This is a genomic window from Bacillus sp. FSL K6-3458 (genome assembly GCF_038005045.1).
GTDB lineage: Bacteria > Bacillota > Bacilli > Bacillales > Bacillaceae > Bacillus > Bacillus altitudinis.
In genome coordinates this window covers 2,195,233-2,215,901 of the sequence record NZ_JBBOSI010000001.1, presented here as the reverse complement: position 1 = coordinate 2,215,901, position 20,669 = coordinate 2,195,233, and the positions used below count along the sequence as shown (strand labels likewise).

Sequence of the window (20,669 nt, the reverse complement as noted above, 5' to 3'; positions counted from 1 at the left end):
GCCAATGTTTTGGCTTTTTTCTTATGCGCAAAAGAGTGAAACGGCGAAGTGTTGGTTACATTATGATTGTACATTTAACACATGTTTGGAGGTTGACCTGATGCCGTTGTTACGTTTTGACGTGATAGAAGGCCGTTCAAAAGAGGAATTAAAAAAACTGCTGGACACTTGCCATGAAGCAATGGTTGATGCCTTTGGGGTACCTGAACGAGATCGCTATCAAATTGTTCATCAGCACCGCCCTGAAGAGATGATCATTGAAGACACTGGGCTTGGTTATCCGAGAACAAAGGATCTGGTTGTCATTAGTGTTGTCAGTAAACAGCGGACGAAAGAGCAAAAGGAACAGCTTTATGCACAAATCGCAGAACGTATAGAAAAAGAATGCGGGATTGCCAAGACGGATGTGATGATCTCCATCGTGGAAAATGGAGACGCCGATTGGAGCTTCGGGATGGGTGAGGCTCAATTCATAAGAGGAGTGCTCTAAAAAACGGCTCAGGAGTGTGAGCCGTTTTTTGATTCATTCATTTTCAAGCTGCATGAGCAAGTTGAATAAATAACGGTACACTGCTGAGATCACACCAATTAAAGGCGTATCTTCTTTGATGTCTTCTAGTTCAAGAAGCGGAATGTTGATATCAAATAACCCGTCTTGTCCATTAAATTGAAGCTGAGCACCATTTAATGTTGAGAGCATCTCTTTTAGTAATCCAGTATCTTTTTTAGGACGCTTCAATCCGAATAACACGGTATACGTCTGAAATACTTCATCCCATTCTATGGCAAGTCCGTCGGCTCTCACCACATCAAACCACTTCGACTCGATATAAATGAATTCTTTTTGTTGTTTTTTTACGTATGTAAGAGGTGTATTTAAAAAGGAAGCATTTTCTGTTTGAATCATTTCCTCCGATTCCTTGTCTACACGTTCTATATAAACATCAGCAAAGCGTGCTTCTTCTGTCATTTTTGCCCCTTCTAGCGGCCAATTTTGACTTGCGGCTTTGTTATATTCAAAGTCGGTGAGCGCCTGCCCTTCTTTCAATAAATCTTGTAAGCGATTTTGCAGTGACATGACTGTATCTCCTTTCATCTACTTCATATGCGTTTTTTATTTTAGCATAACACATGAAAAGAAAGATATGCCTGAGCATATGATGGTATGATAGTGGAAAAAGAAACATCTCGGAGGGGACCGTTTTGCTCACAATGACACTGGCAGAAAAAATCGTAGATGAGGTCAAAAAGGTACTGACGGAAGAAATCATCATCACACAAACAAACGGTACCATTATTGCTGCAACAGATCCAGCACGCATTGGTCAATTTCATGAAGGAGCATATGTCACATCCTTAGAAGGGCAGAAACGAATTCTCACAAAGGATGATGTGCTGCAGATGAAAGGCGTCAAAGCCGGTATCAATCTGCCTATTTATTTTAAACAAGAAGTCATTGGGGTCATTGGAATGACAGGTGATCCTAGGCATGTCTCCCCTTTTGGCGACATTTTACGTAAAATGACGGAGCTGCTCATTCAAGAGCATGAATTCTTTCAAGAAACGGAAACAGATGAACGGCAGCTTGAAGCATTTGTATTCGACTGGCTTCATCTGCCAGAGACAGCGGTTGGTATGACCGAGAAGGCGCAGCGGCTTGGCTTTGATGTCAACAAGCAGCGTGTCGCTATTCTCATTGATTGTCAAGACGAATCGTTTATGAAGCAGGATCAATACAAACTGATGAAGGACAAATTGCACCTCACCAATCAGGAGATCATTGTGCGCTGGGGGCATGCACGTTTTTTGCTCATGCTACAAGCCACACCAGATGGTCGTGATACATGGCACAAGCGCTTGTTCCATATTCATGCTGCGCTCACAGCGTTGTCACCATCGAGGATTTTAATGGGGGCAGGAAAACCAGCAGCTTCTCATGTCATGAAGCAGTCCTTTCATCAAGCTTTTCGCGCTTTAAAATTGGCACATGCTGAAACACCCATTGTGTTTGATGAAGATTTGACGCTTGAACTTTTTATGGAGGAAATTAGTCAGGAAACAAAAGATACGTTTCTTGATCGAACGATTGCGTCCCTTTTCCCCTATCCTGAACTAGTGAAAACATTGCGGGTGCTCATCGCTTCGGATTACTCATTGAAACATACAGCAGAAACTATGCATGTCCATATTAATACACTTCATTACAGATTAAAACGGATCCAGGATTTAACGACACTTGATCCAAAGCGCATGCAAGATGCGATGCTTTTTTATTTAGCCTTGCTGCTTTTAGATCATGATACAAAAAATACGATAAAACAGCCTGATATTTTGTAGAATCGTCTATAGTCATGTGACGGTTCTTTTTTTATACTGGTAGAAACGAGACGTTAAATGAGCGGGAGTGATTGCATATGCTAGATTCAGAATTTTCAAATCAATTAAAAGAGATTGTCGGTGCGCCCAATGTCCAAGACAGCAAGGCGGATCGTCTTGCCTACTCTTATGATGCGACACCAAATTTTCAACAGATGCCAGATGCCATCGTGACACCTCGCACAGCAGAAGAAGTGCAGCAAATTGTGAAACTGTGCGCCTCTTACAAAGTGCCGATCGTCCCAAGAGGCTCAGGGACGAATCTGTGCGCAGGAACATGCCCTACTCAGGGCGGATTGGTGATTCTCTTTACTAGAATGAATCAATTATTAGAAATAGACGAAGAAAATTTAACCGCAACGGTGCAGCCTGGCTTAATTACGCAGGAATTGATTCATCAAGTAGAGGAAAAAGGTCTCTTCTACCCGCCTGATCCAAGCTCTATGAAAATTTCCACATTAGGCGGCAATATTAACGAAAATTCAGGGGGACTGCGGGGGTTAAAGTATGGAGTGACAAGAGATTATGTCCTTGGGCTTGAAGTGGTTTTGCCAAATGGTGACATCATCAAAACAGGCGGAAAGCTTGCAAAAGATGTTGCTGGGTATGATATGACTCGATTGTTCGTTGGTTCAGAAGGAACAATCGGGATTGTCACAGAAGCAGTGCTAAAGCTCCTGCCGCTTCCAGAAACGAAACAAACAATGCTTTGTTTATACGAAAGCCTTGAAGAAGCTGCGACTTCTGTATCGGCCATCATTGCTGAGCGTATCATTCCTGCTACATTAGAATTTATGGATCAGCCGACCCTTGAAGTCGTTGAAGATTTTGCAAACATCGGCCTGCCCACCGACGTTCAAGCTGTGTTATTAATTGAACAGGACGGCAACCCTGAAGCTGTTTCTCGTGATATCCAAAAAATCGCAGAAGTCTGTGAGCAGCACGGGGCTAAAAGCGTCAAGATTGCACATTCAGAAGAAGAGGCAAGTGCGCTCTTAACAGCGAGACGCTCTGCTTTATCTGCCCTCGCTCGATTAAGTCCTACAACGATTTTAGAAGATGCTACCGTTCCCCGGTCTGAAATTGCCAATATGGTTCGTGCAATCGAAGACATTGCACGAAAGTACGAGGTGAACATTTGTACGTTTGGTCATGCAGGTGATGGCAACTTACACCCCACTTGTGCGACAGATGCAAGAAATGAAGAAGAAATGAAACGTGTAGAAGCTGCCTTTCAGGCCATTTTTGAAAAAGCCGTTGCACTTGGCGGCACCATTACAGGCGAACATGGCGTGGGTCTCATGAAAGCCCCCTATTTGGAGCTGAAGGTCAAAAAAGAAGGAATCGCTGCCATGAAGGCGATTAAACAGGCACTTGACCCGGCAAATATCATGAACCCAGATAAAGTGTTTGGAAAAGCCTCAAGAAAGCGAGTGGTGGTCTCATGAGTTCTTCTTCTAAGCAAAAAGAGATCCAGCAGCAGTTTCAGGAGCAAATGGATGAAAAGGAGCTGCTTAATTGCATGCGCTGCGGATTCTGCCTCCCTTCCTGCCCTACCTATATTGAATCTGGACAACAAGAAACGCACTCTCCTCGGGGCCGAATTGCGTTAATGAAAGCTGTAAGAGATGGCGTCATTGAGCCAGATGAAGATGTTGAACATTCCCTTAATCTTTGTCTTGGCTGCCGTGCATGTGAACCAGTCTGCCCTTCTGGCGTCAAGTATGGACAGTTGCTAGAAGATGCCAGAGACATTATTCAACAACATAAAAAACAATCATTTCCTGTCAAATTGATGAGACGTGTTGTGTTTAAAGGTCTCTTTCCGTCACAAAGTCGTATGCGACAAGCTGCTAGTTTCCTTCGATTTTATCAAACATCTGGTCTGCAAACAGCCGCCAGGAAGACGCGCATACTGAAGGTGCTTCCCTCCCATTTACAGTTGATGGAACAGGCACTTCCAAAGGTGCCGCCTCAAAAGAAAAAACGTTTGAATGAATATAAAGCCATCGGTCAGGCAAAAAAACGGGTGGCGTTTTTTACTGGCTGTTTAATGGATACAGTTTTCTCAAACACAAACAAAGCGACCATTCATCTCTTGCAGCTGGCAGGCTGCGATGTGATCGTTCCTCCTATACAAACGTGCTGCGGTGCGCTACATGGTCATAGCGGAGAAAAAGACCAAGCAAAACAGTTAGCTAAGCGGAATATTGAAGCATTCGAGGAAACAGATGCCGATGCGATCATCATGAACGCGGGCGGCTGCGGTGCCTTTTTAAGTGATTACGATCATTTGCTTCAGGATGACCCAGATTTTCAAAAACGAAGTAAAGCTTTCTCACAGAAAATAACAGATATATCAAGTATCCTTGTAGAGCTGGAGTTTCACCGCCGCGTGCCACTGGTTTTGCCAGCGCAAGTGATCACCTATCAAGACTCCTGTCATTTACGAAATGGGATGAATGTACAACAGGCGCCGAGGGTGCTCATGAAAGCCATTCAAGGGGTAACGTTTAAAGAAATGAAAGATGCCGGCCGCTGCTGCGGATCTGCAGGAATCTACAATATCTTGCAGCCAGACATGTCGATGCAAATTTTAGATCATAAAATGACGGAAGCGAGCAACACAGCTGCAGCTGCCATTGTGACGTCGAATCCAGGCTGTCAATTACAAATGGCAGCAGGCGTCAAAAAGGCAGGACATACGCCTAGCATGAGAGCGATTCATCTGGCTGACTTTTTATTAGAAGCCGTTCAATATGGAAAAAAAGCGTCCAGCTCATGAAGCTGAACGCTTTTTTTATGCATATCTTCAGACGATTGGTTGGATAATAGAGGAAAATCGCGGAAGGAGATGGTTCAAGTGCTGAAGAAAAACAAATCAAAACAGAAAGACCCGAATTCAGTATTTGAGGCACTATCGCGTTCCTCTGATTTTATCAATGAATTATCAAGTTCCGGAGGTTTCCTTTATAGAATTTCTTTTTTTCGTCCTTTAATTAATGGCAATCTCCTTCATGAACAAATCTTGCCTTTTATTCAGCAATTGCATCTGACACCCACCCTTGAAGAGCTGAAAGAACACATCCCAATCGAACAAGCTGTGATTACGAGGGACCTTCAAAAAGTGGAAGAAGCTCTTCATCGAGGCAGTATTGCTGTTCGAATTGAGACAGACTGGGGCAAAGCGCTCCTTTTGCCGATTGAAGAAAAGAAAGGCAGACAAGTGAGCCAACCTGAGATTGAATTCGGGATTATCAGTGCGCAGGAAGCCTTTGTGGAAGGGCTGGATACAAACTTAAACTTGCTCAGACGCAGGCTGCCCACTCCTGACCTTAAAGTAGTTGAACACACAGTTGGTACCCTTTCTCAAACGAAAGTAGCCGTTGTATACATAGAGGATATCGCCAACCCACAGAACATTGAAACCGTTCTTCAGCGGATTCAAGATGTTGACTATGACCAAATTCTAGATTCTAACTATCTTGCGCAAATGCTTTATGATGTGTCCAATACAATCTTTCCATTGTTTTTAAATACAGAACGGCCAGACAGGGTTTCCTCAGGTCTAACGGAAGGAAAAATAGCCATTATGGTTGACGGTTCGCCTCATACCCTGCTTGCACCTACAATTTTACTCGAGTATTTTTCTACAATGGAAGACTATAACATGTCTTGGATCGCAGCATCCTCCTTTCGGCTGTTACGCATTTTTGCAGTGATATTTTCTATTTTTGCAACCCCTTTGTATGTAGCTGTTTTAACGTTTCACTATGAACTGATTCCTAAGGACTTATTAGAAACGATAGTAGCATCACGCTATCTCGTTCCCTTTCCGCCTATTATTGAAGCATTATTTTTAGAGATATCGATTGAGCTACTTAGGGAAGCCGGGTCTCGCCTTCCTGCAAAAGTCGGACAGACGCTCGGGATTGTTGGAGGTATTGTGATCGGACAGGCTGCGGTTGCAGCGGGATTAACAAGTAATATCCTGCTCATTATAGTTGCATTATCAGCTCTTGCCTCTTTTGTCACCCCTATTTATAAAATGGGGACAACCATTCGTCTCTTACGTTTCCCATTCCTTTTTGCTGCACAAGTGTGGGGAGCGCTAGGGATTTCGCTAATGGGGGCTTTTCTTCTTACACATTTAATGAAATTAACGTCTATAGGCCAGCCCTACTTAGAGCCAATCTTTCCACTTCGATTGGCCGATTTAAAGGGGAGTTTAATTCGTCCCCAGCTCCGCTTTTTGAAAAAGCGTCCAGAAAATTTACGCCCGCAAAATGAAACGATACACCGCCAAAAGCCAAAGCAAGGCCGTAAGGGGAAAAATGATTTTTATGAATAAGGAAGTGAAGGCATGAGCTCTTCTTCTGTGAAAGAAAAATTTCAAGTATCCCCTTTTTTTGTGTTTTTTCTGATCAATGCCAATCAAGTAGGTGTTGGTATTTTAAATTTCCAGACGAATCTTGTCCGGACGATTAATAATGATGGGTGGATTGCCATTTTAATTGCTGGTGCTAGCGTCAATTTGATGATTTTCCTCATTTACTTTTTGTTTAAAAAAGCACCTACTGACGAATTTAGTGACATTACGCAATCTGTGTTTGGTAAATGGCTTGGACAATTCATCAACATTCTCTACATTTTGTATTTTTCTTCATTATCTTTGATCGTGCTTGTTCATTATATGGATGTGATCCATGTTTGGCTGTTTAAAGAAATTCCTGGTCTTTTATTTGCATCAGTGCTGCTCATCCTCGTCTATTACATTCACACAGGCGGATTTAGAACAATCGCTGGCTGGGCATTCTTTAGCATTGTTCTAACGTACTGGATGACCTTTATCTGTTTTTATGTCATGAAATATAGTCACATCCGGTTTATGTTCCCAATGTTTGATCATTCATTTTCACAACTCATGATGGGGGTCAAAGATGCCTCTTTATCCATGTTTGGTTTTGGAACATTGCTTGTCTATTATCCCTTTATTAAAAAAGCACAAACGTCGCAAAAATTTGCACATATGGGAGTGTTGCTAACGACATGCCTGAATTTGCTTGTATTTCTCGTCTCTATAGCGTACTACTCAAGTGCTCAGCTCGAACTAACGAAATGGCCAACATTGACATTAACCAGCATTGTCAAACTTCCGTTTATCCAGCGCTTTGAATTTATTGAAGTGTCGCTATGGCTTTTGCTTATCGTTCCAAATATCGCTATTCCATTATGGGCAGCCAGCAGAATGGCAAAACAAGTGTTTCAAACGAGCCAGCGCACCACGTTAATAGTTCTCAGCCTTCTCATTCTCGTCATGTTTTCATTTTTTATTAGAGCTACCTCATTTGAGACATTTAATAAATGGGTGGAATATAGCGGATACATCCTCATCTATGGATTGATTGGATGTATGATCATTGGGCTGCTGCTGAAAAAAAGGTGGGTGAAAAAACGAACATGAAACATTCTATTCTGATATGTCTCATGTTATTGAGTCTTTTCTTAACGAGCTGTGCACAGCCTCGTCTCTTAGATGAATTAAGTATCTCGCAGGCGGCGGGATTTGACTTATTGGAAGATGGAGAAATGAAGGGCTTCTTTGTTTTCCCTGTTTTTAAAAGCGAAGAACAAGGAAGCTATCAAATTGTAAGTGCTAAGTCAAATACCATTAGTAATATTCAGTTTCTTGTTTCGGAAAAATCGCCTTTCCCCGTTGTCATGGGACAAGTACTCGTGATTTTAATAAGTGAAAAGCTGGCGAAAGAAGTGGGTATGATTGATTTGATGAATTACATCTATCGTGATCCGATCATTGGGTCTCGTCAAGTATTTGCCATAGTAGACGGAGAAGTTGAAGATTTATTGCATACAAAAATGAATCAAACCAACTTAAATATCGGTGTATATCTTTCAGATTTACTGGCTCAAAACATGCGAAACGGCAATCAACCTGTGACCAATCAGCATATTTTTATGAATCAGATGATGGCAAAAGGCGTGGATGCCTACCTCCCTTATATTAAAAATACAAGCAACTCTATTAAAGTGTCAGGTGTCGCTCTTTTCGATCAAGAAAAAATGGTTGGGCATATTCCAGGGGAAGATACGTTTACGTTTAAAGCGATGATTGAAAATCATAAAAACGGGATTTATGAGTTTCGATTTAATGACAAAAAGAAAACCCATGTTGTTATTGAAAATATCAAATCACATGTGTCTTATCACATTAAACCAACTGAAAACCTTTCAAAAAAGCCTCATATCACCATTGATATCAAGCTGAAAGGTGAGTTAAAAGAATTCATGAAATCAAAAAAAATCGATACGCCTTCTATCTTGCAGCATGTTGAAAAAGAAGTGGAGAAGCGTGTGGCCCAGCAAGGGCAAGACCTTGTTCAATCCTTTAAAAAGCAAAAAATTGATCCACTTGGACTTGGTTTGAGGTATCGCTCTAAAGATAAAGCCATGACACCGGAGGAATGGCAAAAACTCTACCCTGATGCAGATGTCCAAGTGAATTGTCATATGAACATTGTCCAAACGGGTGTCAGCCAATAAAAAAGACTGTATGAAAAGGTTCTCCCTTCTCGTACAGTCTTTTTTAATCTTCATCTTTTACGTCCGGGTCCTCAGGGATTGGTTCATTTAAGATGTCTTGAATGAGCTCTTTATATTGTTCTAGCTGTTTCATATGAGTTTGAAACTGCCCTTGATAAATGAGATACGATTCCCCGTCAAATACGTAACGAATCTTTTTTTGCTGGATTAATTTTTCAACATATGCTTCTGATACTTCTAAGTATTCAGCTGTTTCTCCAATTGTTAAATACATGCATGTGCACCACCGTTCGTTTCATCTTACAAATTATATCACGAGCTGGTGAAAAAACAGATATCGCTTGTTCATGTTTTTTTCATCTTTTCTTCACTGATTCGTCAACTCGCTTTTGTACAGTATTCATACACCCACTCAAACACTAGGAGGTGATGATCCTTCGCATGACAAAGAAAAATATTCGGACCTATGCCACATTTTTAACTATAGGCGCAAGCAATACGATGATTGACTTTCTGTTCTTCTTTTTTTTCACTGCTTGCTTTGTTCCCTCTTTTCTTGCACAGTGCCTGTCCTATACAGCAGGAATGCTGAACAGTTATGTTTGGAATCGAAAATGGACGTTCCAAGTAAAAAAGAAAGCGGACAGGTGGGAATGGATCAAGTGGGCCACAGTCAACGGCGTCGCGTGTTTCCTCACCTATGTTGTCTTATATGTCATGCAGCAAGCAGGCTTCTCATTGTTCATTAGTAAAGCGATTGGTACCCTTCTTGGCATGATGATCACTTTTACTGGAAGCCGCCTATGGGTGTTTCCATCAGAAAACAAACGATCAGAAATGGAGCGATGATTCAATGAACATTAAAAAAGCCGTTATACCAGCAGCCGGATTAGGCACACGTTTTTTACCCGCAACGAAAGCACAGCCAAAGGAAATGCTGCCGATTATCGACAAACCCGCCATTCAATACATAGTTGAGGAGGCTGTTCAATCAGGCATTGAAGATATACTGATTATCACAGGAAGAAATAAAAAATCGATTGAAGATCACTTTGACCGTTCGATTGAGCTAGAACACACGTTGCTTGAAAAAGGAAAAAAAGAACAGCTGGCTGAAATCAAACATATTGCGGATATGGCCAATATTCATTATATTCGTCAAAAGGAGCCCTTAGGTCTTGGACATGCGGTATTATGTGCACGTCATTTTACTGGCAATGATCCTTTTGCGGTCCTTTTAGGTGATGATGTCATGGTGTCAGAAAGACCTGCACTCTCTCAGCTCATGGAAGTCTTTGAAGACAAACAAAGAGAGGTCATTGGCGTCCAGCAAGTGGATCGTCTAGATGTCAGTAAGTATGGTATGATAAGACCAGCTAGATTAGACGGTCAAGTGTTTGAAGTCACAGACTTAGTGGAAAAGCCAGCTATTCATGAAGCTCCTTCCGATTTAGCCGTGATGGGCAGGTATCTGTTAACACCATCGATTTTTCCTATTCTACAAGGAATCGAGAGAGGTGCTGGGAACGAAATCCAGCTGACAGATGCCCTGAAAATCATTGCACATGAATCACCCATTTATGCAAAACAATTAGATGGGATGAGATTTGACGTTGGTGATAAGCTGGGCTCATTTAAGGCAGCGGCTGAAATTGGATTGATGCGTCATGATATGCGGCCAGCCATGCTAGCATATATGCAAAGCATACTCATGAGAGAAGCAAAACAAGCATAGGCTCTTATAAGGATGCTTGAAGAAAATTCGTATTTAAAGGCAGAGTGAAATGAATGGGAACCTTGTTTAATGAAATTTTAACCTGGCTGACAAGCCTTGGTTACGCAGGTGTTGCACTTGGACTGATGATTGAAATTATTCCGAGTGAAATTGTACTTGCCTACGGCGGATATATGGTGTCAACAGGAAGCATTGGATTTGTTGGAGCCGTCATCGCTGGGGTTATTGGAGGAACACTTGCCCAGTGCTTTATTTACTGGATCGGCCTTTACGGCGGAAGACCTTTTTTAACAAAGTATGGGAAGTATTTATTCATCCATGAGCATCATATTGCCACGGCAGAACGCTGGTTTGACCGATATGGAACTGGTGTCGTATTTACAGCTCGTTTTATCCCAGTCGTGCGCCACGCGATCTCGATTCCAGCTGGTATTGCAAAGATGCCATTTCTCAAATTTGTTCTTTTGACCGGATTAGCCGCCATCCCTTGGTCCATCCTATTTATTTATCTTGGAATGCAGCTTGGGACAAAATGGGACCACATTCAAAGTGTCGCTCACACGTATACAACACCAATTATGGTCATGGCCATCGTTCTCATCGTACTGTATTTCATTTTGAAAAAAATTCGCACAAATCGAAAACGGACAATCTAACGAAAACGCCTTTCACTCGTCATGTGAAAGGCTTTTTTTCTATGCGTGCGTCGATTGTTTTTTCATATATTGAGATAATTCCATAATCATTGCACCCATTCTTTCAAGTGATGGGGCTAGAATGCGGCTTATCCCCTCTTCTTTTAATGCTTCAGCTGTGACTTTTCCAACAGCTACAGCTAATACATGCTGCTCGAATAGATGTTGCAGTTCTTCTTTTTTGTCCCATTCTTCTGCTAGTTTGAAAAAGGCATGAACCTGAACAGCAGTTGTAAAACAAACGGCATGGACCTTCCCTTCTTTCATTTCTTGAAGCAAAGTGTACGCCGCCTCTGGTTCAGGGGGTGTGTGCTGATATGGCATGAGCTGCAAAACGTCTGCTCCCTTGTGATGTAAAAAATCAATGAGAGCTGGTGCATTTTCACCGTGAAGCTGTACCATGACCCGTTTACCTTGAAGTTCTTTGTCTTCTAACTTTGAAATGAGGTCACGAACGGTTCCATCTTCATCAGAAACATCTGGCTGAATGCCGTGTTTTTTTAGAGCCGCGAACGTTTTGTATCCTCTTGAAGCGATATGGGCACTTGATAAAATGTTCATAAAAGCTTCTCCAAGCTGGAGCTCTTTTGCACTTTCAATTAATGTGTCTGTGCCGATACCCGTTGTTAAAATGACCCAGTCAGCTCCCTTATTTACAAAGGTTTCTATGCCTGGCTTCAATTCCTCTTTGGCTAAAAATACAGTGCCCTGAAGAGAACGAATAACAGCTTGTCCTCCTTGCTTTTCAACAAGTGTACGCATTTCTTCTGTTTTTCTTGTTCCGCATATGGCAATGGTCTTTCCAGCTAAGCCTTTACTCATTCTCATCCCTCTTTTTCTATCACATGTATGATGTATTGTATTAAATATAGATTTATTTGGAAGACGTTGCAAGTGTCTACTAAAAAAGAGCTTGACGTTTCTATCGAATTCGAGTATCTTTTGTAAGTGCAAATTGTAGGAGGTCATTATGGAAAAACAGAATGTTCAAGCAATTCGATTATCAATCGCAGACCCAACACCACTTGGTTTGTTTGGTTTAGCAATGGTGACGCTTGTTGCGTCTTCACAAAAACTAGGAATCACAGATGGCACATCCCTTATTTTACCTTGGGCTATCTTCCTTGGAGGAATCGCGCAGCTGATTGCGTCCATACAAGATTCAAAGCATCATAATATTTTTGGAGCCACTGCCTTCGGCGCATTCGGTCTTTTTTGGATGGGCGTTGGAACCACTTGGCTCATTCAAGCGGGCGTTTTTGGGAAAACGCTTGCGGGAGCTGCGGACCCAAAACAACTAGGTTTTGCTTTTATTGGTTATTTGATTTTCAGCTTATTTATGACGATCGGTGCAATGGAAACACATAAAGTATTGTTTTTGATTTTCGTCTTTATTGATTTCTTATTCATTGGCCTGTCCCTAAGCTCGTTTGGTGTGATGTACGATGTGACTCATACGATGGCTGGTATTGCAGAATTGATTATTTCTCTTCTTTCATTTTATGGTTCTGCAGCTGTTGTGCTGAATACACATTTTGGTCGTACAGTACTGCCAGTTGGACAACCATTTCGCGTGTTTACTAAAGCATAAATAAAAAAGAACTGCTCTTGGCAGTTCTCAGGCTGTCGAGAAAATCTCGACAGCTTTATTTTTCCCCTTAAATTTTCCACTACCCCATTTTATAATAGAGAAAAGCATACTAAAGGAAGGTGTTTTTCTCATGTTCCACACTAGAAATTCTTCTCAGCACGAAGCCGAATTTGTATTACTAGATCAACTGGTCGAAGAGGATCACCTACTTCGTAAAATTGATCAATACATTGATTTTTCATTTATCATAGACAAAGTAAAACCATATTATAGTGAGAATAAAGGTCGTCCTTCTCTCGATCCACTCATTTTGTTCAAAATGATGTTCATCGGATACCTGTATGGTATCCGTTCTGAAAGACAACTTGAAAAAGAAATTTACTATAACATGGCGTATAGATGGTTTTTAGGTTTGAACATCAATGACCCCGTTCCTCATCACTCGACCATTAGCTGGAATCGTCGTACTCGATTCAAAGATACAACGATTTTTCAAGACATTTTCGACGAGATCGTGCTTCAAGCTATCAATCATGATATGGTAGGAGGCCGCGTTCTTTTTACTGACTCCACTCATCTTAAAGCCAATGCCAATAAACATAAATATATGAGAAAAACGATTGAGCAGGATACCCAGAACTATATAAATGATTTAGAAGAAGCGATCCAAGAAGATCGGGTGGCACACGGAAAAAAGCCCTTAAAGGTAAAAGAGGAGGTGAAAACGGAAAAAGACATTCGTCAAAGTACGACTGATCCTGAAAGTGGCTATCTTTATCGTGAAAACAAGCCAGAAGGCTTTTTCTACCTAGACCACCGTACAACGGATATGAAGTACAATATCATCACGGATGCCCACATCACGCCCGGTAATGTCCATGATTCTGTTCCGTATCTTGATCGGTTGGATCACCAAATCGCACGATTTGGTTTTCAAGTAGAAGCTGTTGCCCTTGATTCTGGTTATTTGACAACCCCAATCTGTAAAGGTTTATCAGATCGCCGTATTTTTGGTGTCATCGCACATAGACGCTTTCATCCAACAAGAGGTTTATTTGAGAAGTGGAAATTCAAGTATGACTCTGAACATGATCATTACATATGCCCAAATGGTGAGAAGCTATTATATACAACAACTGATCGAAAAGGTTATAGGTTCTACAAATCAGATCCTAAAAAATGTACATCGTGTCCTTTCCTTGAAAGATGCACAAGGTCGAAAAATCATCAAAAAGTCATCTCAAGACACATATGGGAAGAACATAAAGAAAGGATCAGACAAAATCGTCTATCTGTCTCTGGAAAAGAGCTATATAAAAAAAGAAAAGAAAAAATAGAGCGAAGCTTTGCAGATTCAAAACAACTGCACGGGCTTCGCTACTGCCGGTTGAGGGGAAAACAAAATGTGAGTGAGCAAGTGCTTCTCACAGCTGCCTGTCAGAACATGAAGAAGATTGCCACACATCTAGCGAAGCTAGGTTAGGTGTGTGGGAGGCCTTTTTCATTCAATCTCATCCATCATCATTACGATGAAAATAAAAAAGATTGTAGAAAAACATGAGTTTCTCTACAATCTGAGAACTGCTCTTGGCAGTTCTTTTTTTATTCTTATTTTTCTTGTTCCTCTTGAAATATCTCTGCAATGATTTCATAAGAACGCATTCTTTCTTGATGGTCAAACATATCAGAATTAATCATGACTTCATCTGCTTGAGTCGCCTCAATAAAGGCTTCTAACTCTTTTTTCACCTTTTGTTTATCCCCGATCATCGTCGAACTTAATTGTTCGTCCACCATCGCCTTCTCATATGGACTCCATAGCCCATCCATACTTTCAACAGGGGCTTTGAGTTTTCCTGGTGTATTGCGAATGAGGCTCAAGAAGCGCTGATAATGAGACGTCGCCAAATATTCAGCCCGCTCTGTTTGATCAGCAGCAAAAACCGTCACACCAACCATCGCATAAGGTTCTTTTAACACATCTGAAGGTTGAAATGACTGTCTGTATAATTCTAAAGCAGGAATGGTATTTTTAGGGGAGAAATGTGCCGCAAAGGCAAATGGCAGTCCCAGTTCTCCTGCAAGCCTTGCACTAAAACCACTTGAACCAAGAAGCCAAATTGGTATATCCAATCCTTCTCCCGGAACGGCTCTTACATGTTTTTTGACCTGACCAGTCGGTTTGAAATATTGCCGAAGTTCTTCAAGCTGCTCAGGGAAATCCTCCCCATTATGAAGATTACGTCTAAGTGCCCTTGCCGTTAACTGATCTGTTCCTGGTGCCCTGCCAAGACCTAAATCAATTCTCCCTGGATACAAAGTCTCCAGTGTTCCAAATTGTTCTGCAATGACGAGTGAAGAATGGTTTGGAAGCATAATCCCTCCAGAACCAACCCGGATCTTTTCAGTCCCTCCAGCAATATGTCCAATCAAGACGGATGTTGCTGAACTCGCAACCCCTTCCATATTATGATGCTCCGCAAGCCAATATCTATGGTAGCCCCACTTCTCAGCTTTTTTTGCTAAATCCATACTATGTTCAAATGACGCTTTGATTGTGCCACCTTCTGTTACAGAGGATAAATTTAACACGGAATATGCTGCACGTTGTAAAACTGATTGACTCATACATGATGCCCCATTTCTTTCAAAAATCATACTAGTTTCATTCTTTCAACACCATAACATAAAACGATTTAACTTTTAAATGATTTGATTCGATGATTTTCGAAATGATGAATTTTCTAGATTTTACTTCCGATTTAAAAATTCGTACATAGAATGAAATATCAATTTTAGGAGATGGGCAATTTGTACAATCAATTCGATCACAAATGTCCCTTTTGCGGTAGATATCATGAGCAGCCTCATTACAAAAGATCACGTCATGACCGTCCTCAAAGAAGAGACTGTCCTTTTATTAAACAAGAACATTCAAAACAAAACAGACCTCAAGGGGATCCGTCTTGTGCAAAAGGAGAAAAACAATCAAAAATAATTCAAAGGGTTGGACGAAGAGGCCCAGCAGGTCCGGTTGGGCCTACCGGACCAACCGGACCTGCTGGCGGATTAACCGGTGTCCTCCCTTTTAACCCCTCACAATCACAAGATTACGAGGCTGGTCAAGTTGTCACGTATAATGGCAGTACTTATATTGCTAAGGTAGATGCTCCCTCAGGAATACCTGGACTTTCCCCCGACTATACCCTTTTGGCGGCTTCTGGGGAAACTGGCCCAACTGGCCCTACAGGGGTAGGATTAAGTGGTATTGAAACATATGATCCAGAAAGAGCATCAATGTATTCAGTCGGTCAAGTGGTCACTTATGAAGGTGGTACGTATATTGTGAACTCTGCTCCACCTTTAGGTACGCCAGATACGTCCCCGGATTATACGCTTTTGGCAGCACCTGGTGCTCCAGGTTCTACTGGAGTAACGGGCAGCACTGGAGCTACAGGAATTACTGGTGCAACAGGTATCACAGGTGCAACCGGTCCGACTGGAGCTACGGGAATCACAGGTTCAACTGGAGAAACTGGTGCCACGGGTATCACAGGTTCAACCGGACCTACTGGTGCTACTGGTATCACAGGTGCAACCGGTCCGACTGGGGTCACTGGTAGCACAGGTTCAACTGGAGCTACTGGGGCCACGGGTATCACAGGTTCAACCGGTGCAACTGGAGCTACTGGGGCCACGGGTATCACAGGTTCAACTGGACCTACTGGTGCTACAGGAATTACAGGTTCAACCGGACCTACTGGTGCCACGGGTATCACAGGTTCAACTGGACCTACTGGTGCTACAGGAATTACAGGTTCAACCGGACCTACTGGTGCTACAGGAATTACAGGTTCAACTGGAGCTACTGGGGCCACGGGTAGCACAGGTTCAACCGGTGCAACTGGAGCTACTGGTGCTACAGGAATTACAGGTGCCACGGGTAGCACTGGTTCAACCGGACCTACTGGTAGCACAGGTGCAACCGGAGCTACTGGTGCTACTGGTAGCACAGGTTCAACCGGTCCGACTGGGGTCACTGGTAGCACGGGGGCAACTGGTTCAACCGGACCTACTGGGGCCACTGGTGTGACGGGCAGCACTGGACCAACTGGTCCGACTGGAGCTACGGGAATCACAGGTGCAACCGGTCCGACTGGTGCTACTGGTATCACGGGTTCAACTGGAGCTACTGGGGCCACGGGTATCACAGGTTCAACCGGACCTACTGGTGCCACGGGTATCACAGGTTCAACCGGACCTACTGGTGCTACTGGTATCACAGGTGCAACTGGAGCTACTGGTGCTACAGGAATTACAGGTTCAACCGGACCTACTGGGGCCACTGGTATCACAGGTTCAACCGGACCTACTGGGGCCACTGGCATCACGGGTGCAACTGGAGCTACTGGTGCTACTGGTATCACAGGTTCAACCGGACCTACTGGTGCTACTGGTATCACAGGTGCAACTGGACCTACTGGTCCGACTGGTGCTACTGGTATCACAGGTGCAACCGGACCTACTGGTGCTACTGGTATCACAGGTGCAACCGGACCTACTGGTGCTACTGGTATCACAGGTTCAACCGGACCTACTGGGGCCACGGGTATCACAGGTTCAACCGGACCTACTGGTGCTACTGGTGCTACTGGTATCACAGGTTCAACCGGTCCGACTGGGGTCACTGGTAGCACTGGTATCACACAACTGGAGCTACTGGGGCCACGGGTATCACAGGTTCAACCGGTGCAACTGGAGCTACTGGGGCCACGGGTATCACAGGTTCAACCGGACCTACTGGGGCCACTGGTATCACAGGTTCAACCGGACCTACTGGTGCTACTGGTATCACAGGTTCAACCGGACCTACTGGTGCCTACTGGTGCTACTGGTATCACAGGTTCAACCGGTCCGACTGGGGTCACTGGTAGCACAGGTTCAACTGGAGCTACTGGGGCCACGGGGTCACACAACCGGACCTACTGGGGCCACTGGTGTGACGGGCAGCAGCTGGACCAACTGGTCCGACTGGCCTACGGGTATCACAGGTTCAACCGGACCTACTGGGGCTACACTGGTGTGACGGGCACAGGTGCACTGGACCAACTGGTCCGACTGGAGCTACGGGAATCACAGGTGCAACCGGTCCGACTGGTGCTACTGGTATCACGGGTGCAACTGGAGCTACTGGGGCCACGGGAATCACAGGTGCAACTGGAGCTACTGGTGCCACGGGAATCACAGGTGCAACCGGACCTACTGGTGCTACTGGTACACAGGTGGGACCTACTGGCATCACAGGTGCAACTGGACCTACTGGTGCTACTGGTATCACAGGTGCAACTGGAGCTACTGGGGCTGGTATCACAGGTGCACTGGGGTCCTACTGGGATCACAGGTGCAACCGGACCTACTGGTGCTACTGGTATCACAGGTTCAACTGGACCTACTGGTGCTACTGGTATCACAGGTTCAACTGGACCTACTGGTGCTACTGGTATCACAGGTTCAACCGGACCTACTGGCTACTGGTATCACAACCGGTACTGGTGCTACTGGTACACAGGACACAGGTGCAACTACTGGGGCCACGGGTGGGACCTGCTACTGGTATCACAGGTGCAACTGGACCTACTGGTCCGACTGACAACTGGAGCTACTGGTGCTACTGGTAACCGGACCACTGGTGCTACTGGTATCACAGGTGCAACTGGACCTACTGGTGCTACTGGTATCACAGGTGCAACCGGACCTACTGGTGCTACTGCTTCAACCGGACCTACTGGTGCTACTGGTGCTATCACAGGTGCAACTGGACCTACTGGTGCTACTGGTATCACAGGTTCAACCGGACCTACTGGGGCCACTGGGTAACCGGAGCTACTGGTGCAACTGGACCTACTGGTCCGACTGGAGCTACTGGTATCACAGGTGCAACTGGACCTACTGGTGCTACTGGTATCACAACCGGTACTCAACAGGTTCAACCGGACCTACTGGTGGCTACTGGGGCACGGGCAGCACTGGACCAACTGGTCCGACTGGTGCACAGGAATTACAGGTGCAACCGGACCTACTGGGACCACGGGTATCACAGGTGGTCCGACTGGAGCTACTGGTATCACGGGTTCAACTGGAGCTACTGGTGCCACTGGTGGTGCTACAGGAATTACAGGTTCAACCGGTCCGACTGGGGTGGGTATCACTATGGTCACACTGGTTCAAACCGGACCTACTGGTGCTACTGGTATCACAGGTTCAACCGGACCTACTGGTGCCACTGGTGTGACAGGCTACTGGTATCACGGGTGCAACTGGAGCTACTGGTGCCACGGGAATCGACTGGTGCTACTGCACGGGTGCAACTGGTATCACGGGTGGTGCAACTGGAGCTGGGCCACTGGGGGAGCCACTGGTGCTACTGGTATCACAGGTGCAACCGGAGCTAACTGGGGCCACTGGTATCACAGGACCAACTGGTCAACTGGAGCTACGGGAATCACAGGTGCAACCGGTCCGACTGGTGCTACTGGTATCACGGGTGCAACTGGAGCTACTGGTGCTAATCAGGAATTACACTGGTGCCACGGAATCACAGGTAACCGGTCCGACACTGGTTCAACCGGAGCTACTGGTGCTACTGGTATCACAGGTTCAACTGGAGCTACTGGTGCTACAGGAATCACAGGTGGGACCTACTGGGGTCACTCAACTGGACCAACTGGTCCGACTGGAGCTACGGGAATCACAGGTTCAACTGGAGAACTGGAGCTACTGGTGCCACGGGTATCACAGGTTCAACCGGACCTACTGGAGCCACGGGAATCACAGGTTCAACCGGATCCGACTGGAGCTACTGGTATCACGGTGCAACTGGAGCTACTGGGGCCACGGGTATCACAGGTTCAACTGGAGCTACTGGTGCTACAGGAATTACAGGTTCAACCGGTCCGACTGGGGTCACTGGTATCACTGGACCAACTGGTCCGACTGGAGCTACGGGAATCACAGGTTCAACTGGAGAAACTGGTGCCACGGGTATCACAGGTTCAACCGGACCTACTGGAGCCACGGGAATCACAGGTTCAACCGGATCTACTGGGGTCACTGGTAGCACAGGGGCAACTGGGGCAACCGGTATCACGGGTGCAACTGGAGCTACTGGTGCTACTGGTATCACGGGTTCAACTGGTCCGACTGGCGCTACAGGTATCACGGGTTCAACTGGTCCGACTGGCGCTACAGGTATCACGGGTGCTACCGGACCTACTGGAACAGGTGGTTTTACGGATACAGCACTATATGCTGCTAATAGTTCTGGTCCTACCATTGTTACTGTAGCCTCGGGAACGAATATTCCATTGCCGAACTTTCAAAACATTACCGGTTTTACAGCAAACGGCACAAGTACGGTTTTTACCGTTCTGCAAACAGGTAAATATTATATTACGTATCAAGTCAACACCACTACAGCACTTTTGATTAATACGCGTTTGCTGTTAAATGGAACAAATACTATTTCTGGTTCTGTTCAATCACCTACTATCTCTACTTCATTTATTAACAATACTGTCATTGTTAATTTAACAGCTGGTAATACTATTTCACTGCAGTTTTTTGGAGTGGTTGTCACAGCTATATTAGTTGGCGGTGGTGGTGCGGCCGGAGCAACCTTGACCATCATACGGCTCAGTTAAGCAAAAAAAGA

16 protein-coding genes and 1 pseudogene are annotated in these 20,669 nt (G+C 44.4%); 13 read left to right on the top strand and 4 right to left on the bottom strand.

All coding sequences use genetic code 11. The features are described 5' to 3' along the window. Positions 1 to 100: 100 nt before the first annotated feature. A complete protein-coding gene (locus MHH23_RS11845; RefSeq protein ID WP_138278602.1) occupies positions 101 to 490 on the top strand; it encodes a tautomerase family protein in 390 nt (129 codons plus the stop codon). A gap of 33 nt (positions 491 to 523) precedes the next feature. Here MHH23_RS11845 and MHH23_RS11840 read toward each other — a convergent pair whose 3' ends face one another. Then, on the bottom strand, positions 524 to 1,078 hold the full coding sequence (locus tag MHH23_RS11840) for a hypothetical protein (protein WP_017367394.1): 555 nt from the start codon (positions 1,076 to 1,078) through the stop codon (positions 524 to 526). 125 nt (positions 1,079 to 1,203) lie between these two features. Here MHH23_RS11840 and MHH23_RS11835 point away from each other — a divergent pair, with 125 nt between their 5' ends. From MHH23_RS11835 to MHH23_RS11810, 6 genes are all read left to right on the top strand, one after another. Further along, positions 1,204 to 2,337, top strand: coding sequence for a CdaR family transcriptional regulator (locus MHH23_RS11835; RefSeq protein ID WP_326111955.1), 1,134 nt, complete (start codon positions 1,204 to 1,206; stop codon positions 2,335 to 2,337). 77 nt (positions 2,338 to 2,414) lie between these two features. After that, the gene (glcD, locus tag MHH23_RS11830) at positions 2,415 to 3,824 is read left to right on the top strand and encodes a glycolate oxidase subunit GlcD (protein ID WP_340959540.1); all 1,410 of its coding nucleotides are present in this window, start codon (positions 2,415 to 2,417) and stop codon (positions 3,822 to 3,824) included. Further along, positions 3,821 to 5,161 (top strand): (Fe-S)-binding protein, encoded by a 1,341-nt coding sequence (locus MHH23_RS11825; RefSeq protein ID WP_340959539.1) that lies wholly within the window; start codon positions 3,821 to 3,823, stop codon positions 5,159 to 5,161. Before glcD ends, MHH23_RS11825 begins: the two co-directional genes overlap by 4 nt. Positions 5,162 to 5,239: 78 nt before the next feature. Beyond that, positions 5,240 to 6,727, top strand: a complete 1,488-nt coding sequence (locus tag MHH23_RS11820) for a spore germination protein (protein ID WP_041507167.1) — start codon at positions 5,240 to 5,242, stop codon at positions 6,725 to 6,727. 12 nt (positions 6,728 to 6,739) lie between these two features. Next, complete coding sequence (locus MHH23_RS11815) at positions 6,740 to 7,840, top strand: GerAB/ArcD/ProY family transporter (protein ID WP_340959537.1); 1,101 nt, start codon at positions 6,740 to 6,742, stop codon at positions 7,838 to 7,840. Next, positions 7,786 to 8,937: a Ger(x)C family spore germination protein gene (locus MHH23_RS11810; protein ID WP_041507166.1), complete on the top strand. Its 1,152-nt coding sequence runs from the start codon at positions 7,786 to 7,788 to the stop codon at positions 8,935 to 8,937. The genes MHH23_RS11815 and MHH23_RS11810 overlap by 55 nt, the downstream gene beginning before the upstream one ends. A 43-nt stretch (positions 8,938 to 8,980) precedes the next feature. Here MHH23_RS11810 and MHH23_RS11805 read toward each other — a convergent pair whose 3' ends face one another. Beyond that, positions 8,981 to 9,211, bottom strand: a complete 231-nt coding sequence (locus tag MHH23_RS11805; RefSeq protein ID WP_008346618.1) for an excisionase family DNA-binding protein — start codon at positions 9,209 to 9,211, stop codon at positions 8,981 to 8,983. A 155-nt stretch (positions 9,212 to 9,366) separates the two neighbouring features. On the opposite strand from MHH23_RS11805, the gene MHH23_RS11800 reads away from it, so the two are divergent. From MHH23_RS11800 to MHH23_RS11790, 3 genes are read left to right on the top strand one after another with little or no spacing between them, the layout of a single operon-like run. Beyond that, positions 9,367 to 9,786, top strand: coding sequence for a GtrA family protein (locus tag MHH23_RS11800; protein ID WP_340959536.1), 420 nt, complete (start codon positions 9,367 to 9,369; stop codon positions 9,784 to 9,786). 4 nt (positions 9,787 to 9,790) lie between these two features. Continuing rightward, complete coding sequence (gene galU / locus MHH23_RS11795; protein ID WP_340959535.1) at positions 9,791 to 10,672, top strand: UTP--glucose-1-phosphate uridylyltransferase GalU; 882 nt, start codon at positions 9,791 to 9,793, stop codon at positions 10,670 to 10,672. Positions 10,673 to 10,725: 53 nt separating this feature from the next. Continuing rightward, positions 10,726 to 11,328: a DedA family protein gene (locus MHH23_RS11790; protein WP_268431987.1), complete on the top strand. Its 603-nt coding sequence runs from the start codon at positions 10,726 to 10,728 to the stop codon at positions 11,326 to 11,328. A 39-nt stretch (positions 11,329 to 11,367) separates the two neighbouring features. Here the strand turns inward: MHH23_RS11790 and MHH23_RS11785 are convergent, their stop codons facing one another. Next, on the bottom strand, positions 11,368 to 12,189 hold the full coding sequence (locus tag MHH23_RS11785; RefSeq protein ID WP_178930245.1) for a uroporphyrinogen-III synthase: 822 nt from the start codon (positions 12,187 to 12,189) through the stop codon (positions 11,368 to 11,370). Between the two features lie 148 nt (positions 12,190 to 12,337). On the opposite strand from MHH23_RS11785, the gene MHH23_RS11780 reads away from it, so the two are divergent. Both MHH23_RS11780 and MHH23_RS11775 read left to right on the top strand, forming a co-directional pair. Then, complete coding sequence (locus MHH23_RS11780) at positions 12,338 to 12,958, top strand: acetate uptake transporter (RefSeq protein WP_007499188.1); 621 nt, start codon at positions 12,338 to 12,340, stop codon at positions 12,956 to 12,958. 130 nt (positions 12,959 to 13,088) lie between these two features. Further along, positions 13,089 to 14,441: an IS1182 family transposase gene (locus MHH23_RS11775; protein ID WP_340958755.1), complete on the top strand. Its 1,353-nt coding sequence runs from the start codon at positions 13,089 to 13,091 to the stop codon at positions 14,439 to 14,441. Positions 14,442 to 14,566: 125 nt separating this feature from the next. On the opposite strand, the gene MHH23_RS11770 is transcribed toward MHH23_RS11775, so the two are convergent. Continuing rightward, positions 14,567 to 15,586, bottom strand: a complete 1,020-nt coding sequence (locus MHH23_RS11770; protein ID WP_072368519.1) for an LLM class flavin-dependent oxidoreductase — start codon at positions 15,584 to 15,586, stop codon at positions 14,567 to 14,569. Positions 15,587 to 15,760: 174 nt separating this feature from the next. On the opposite strand from MHH23_RS11770, the pseudogene MHH23_RS20155 reads away from it, so the two are divergent. Further along, positions 15,761 to 20,658 (top strand): annotated as a pseudogene (locus tag MHH23_RS20155) (hypothetical protein). The last annotated feature ends 11 nt before the right edge of the window (positions 20,659 to 20,669 follow it).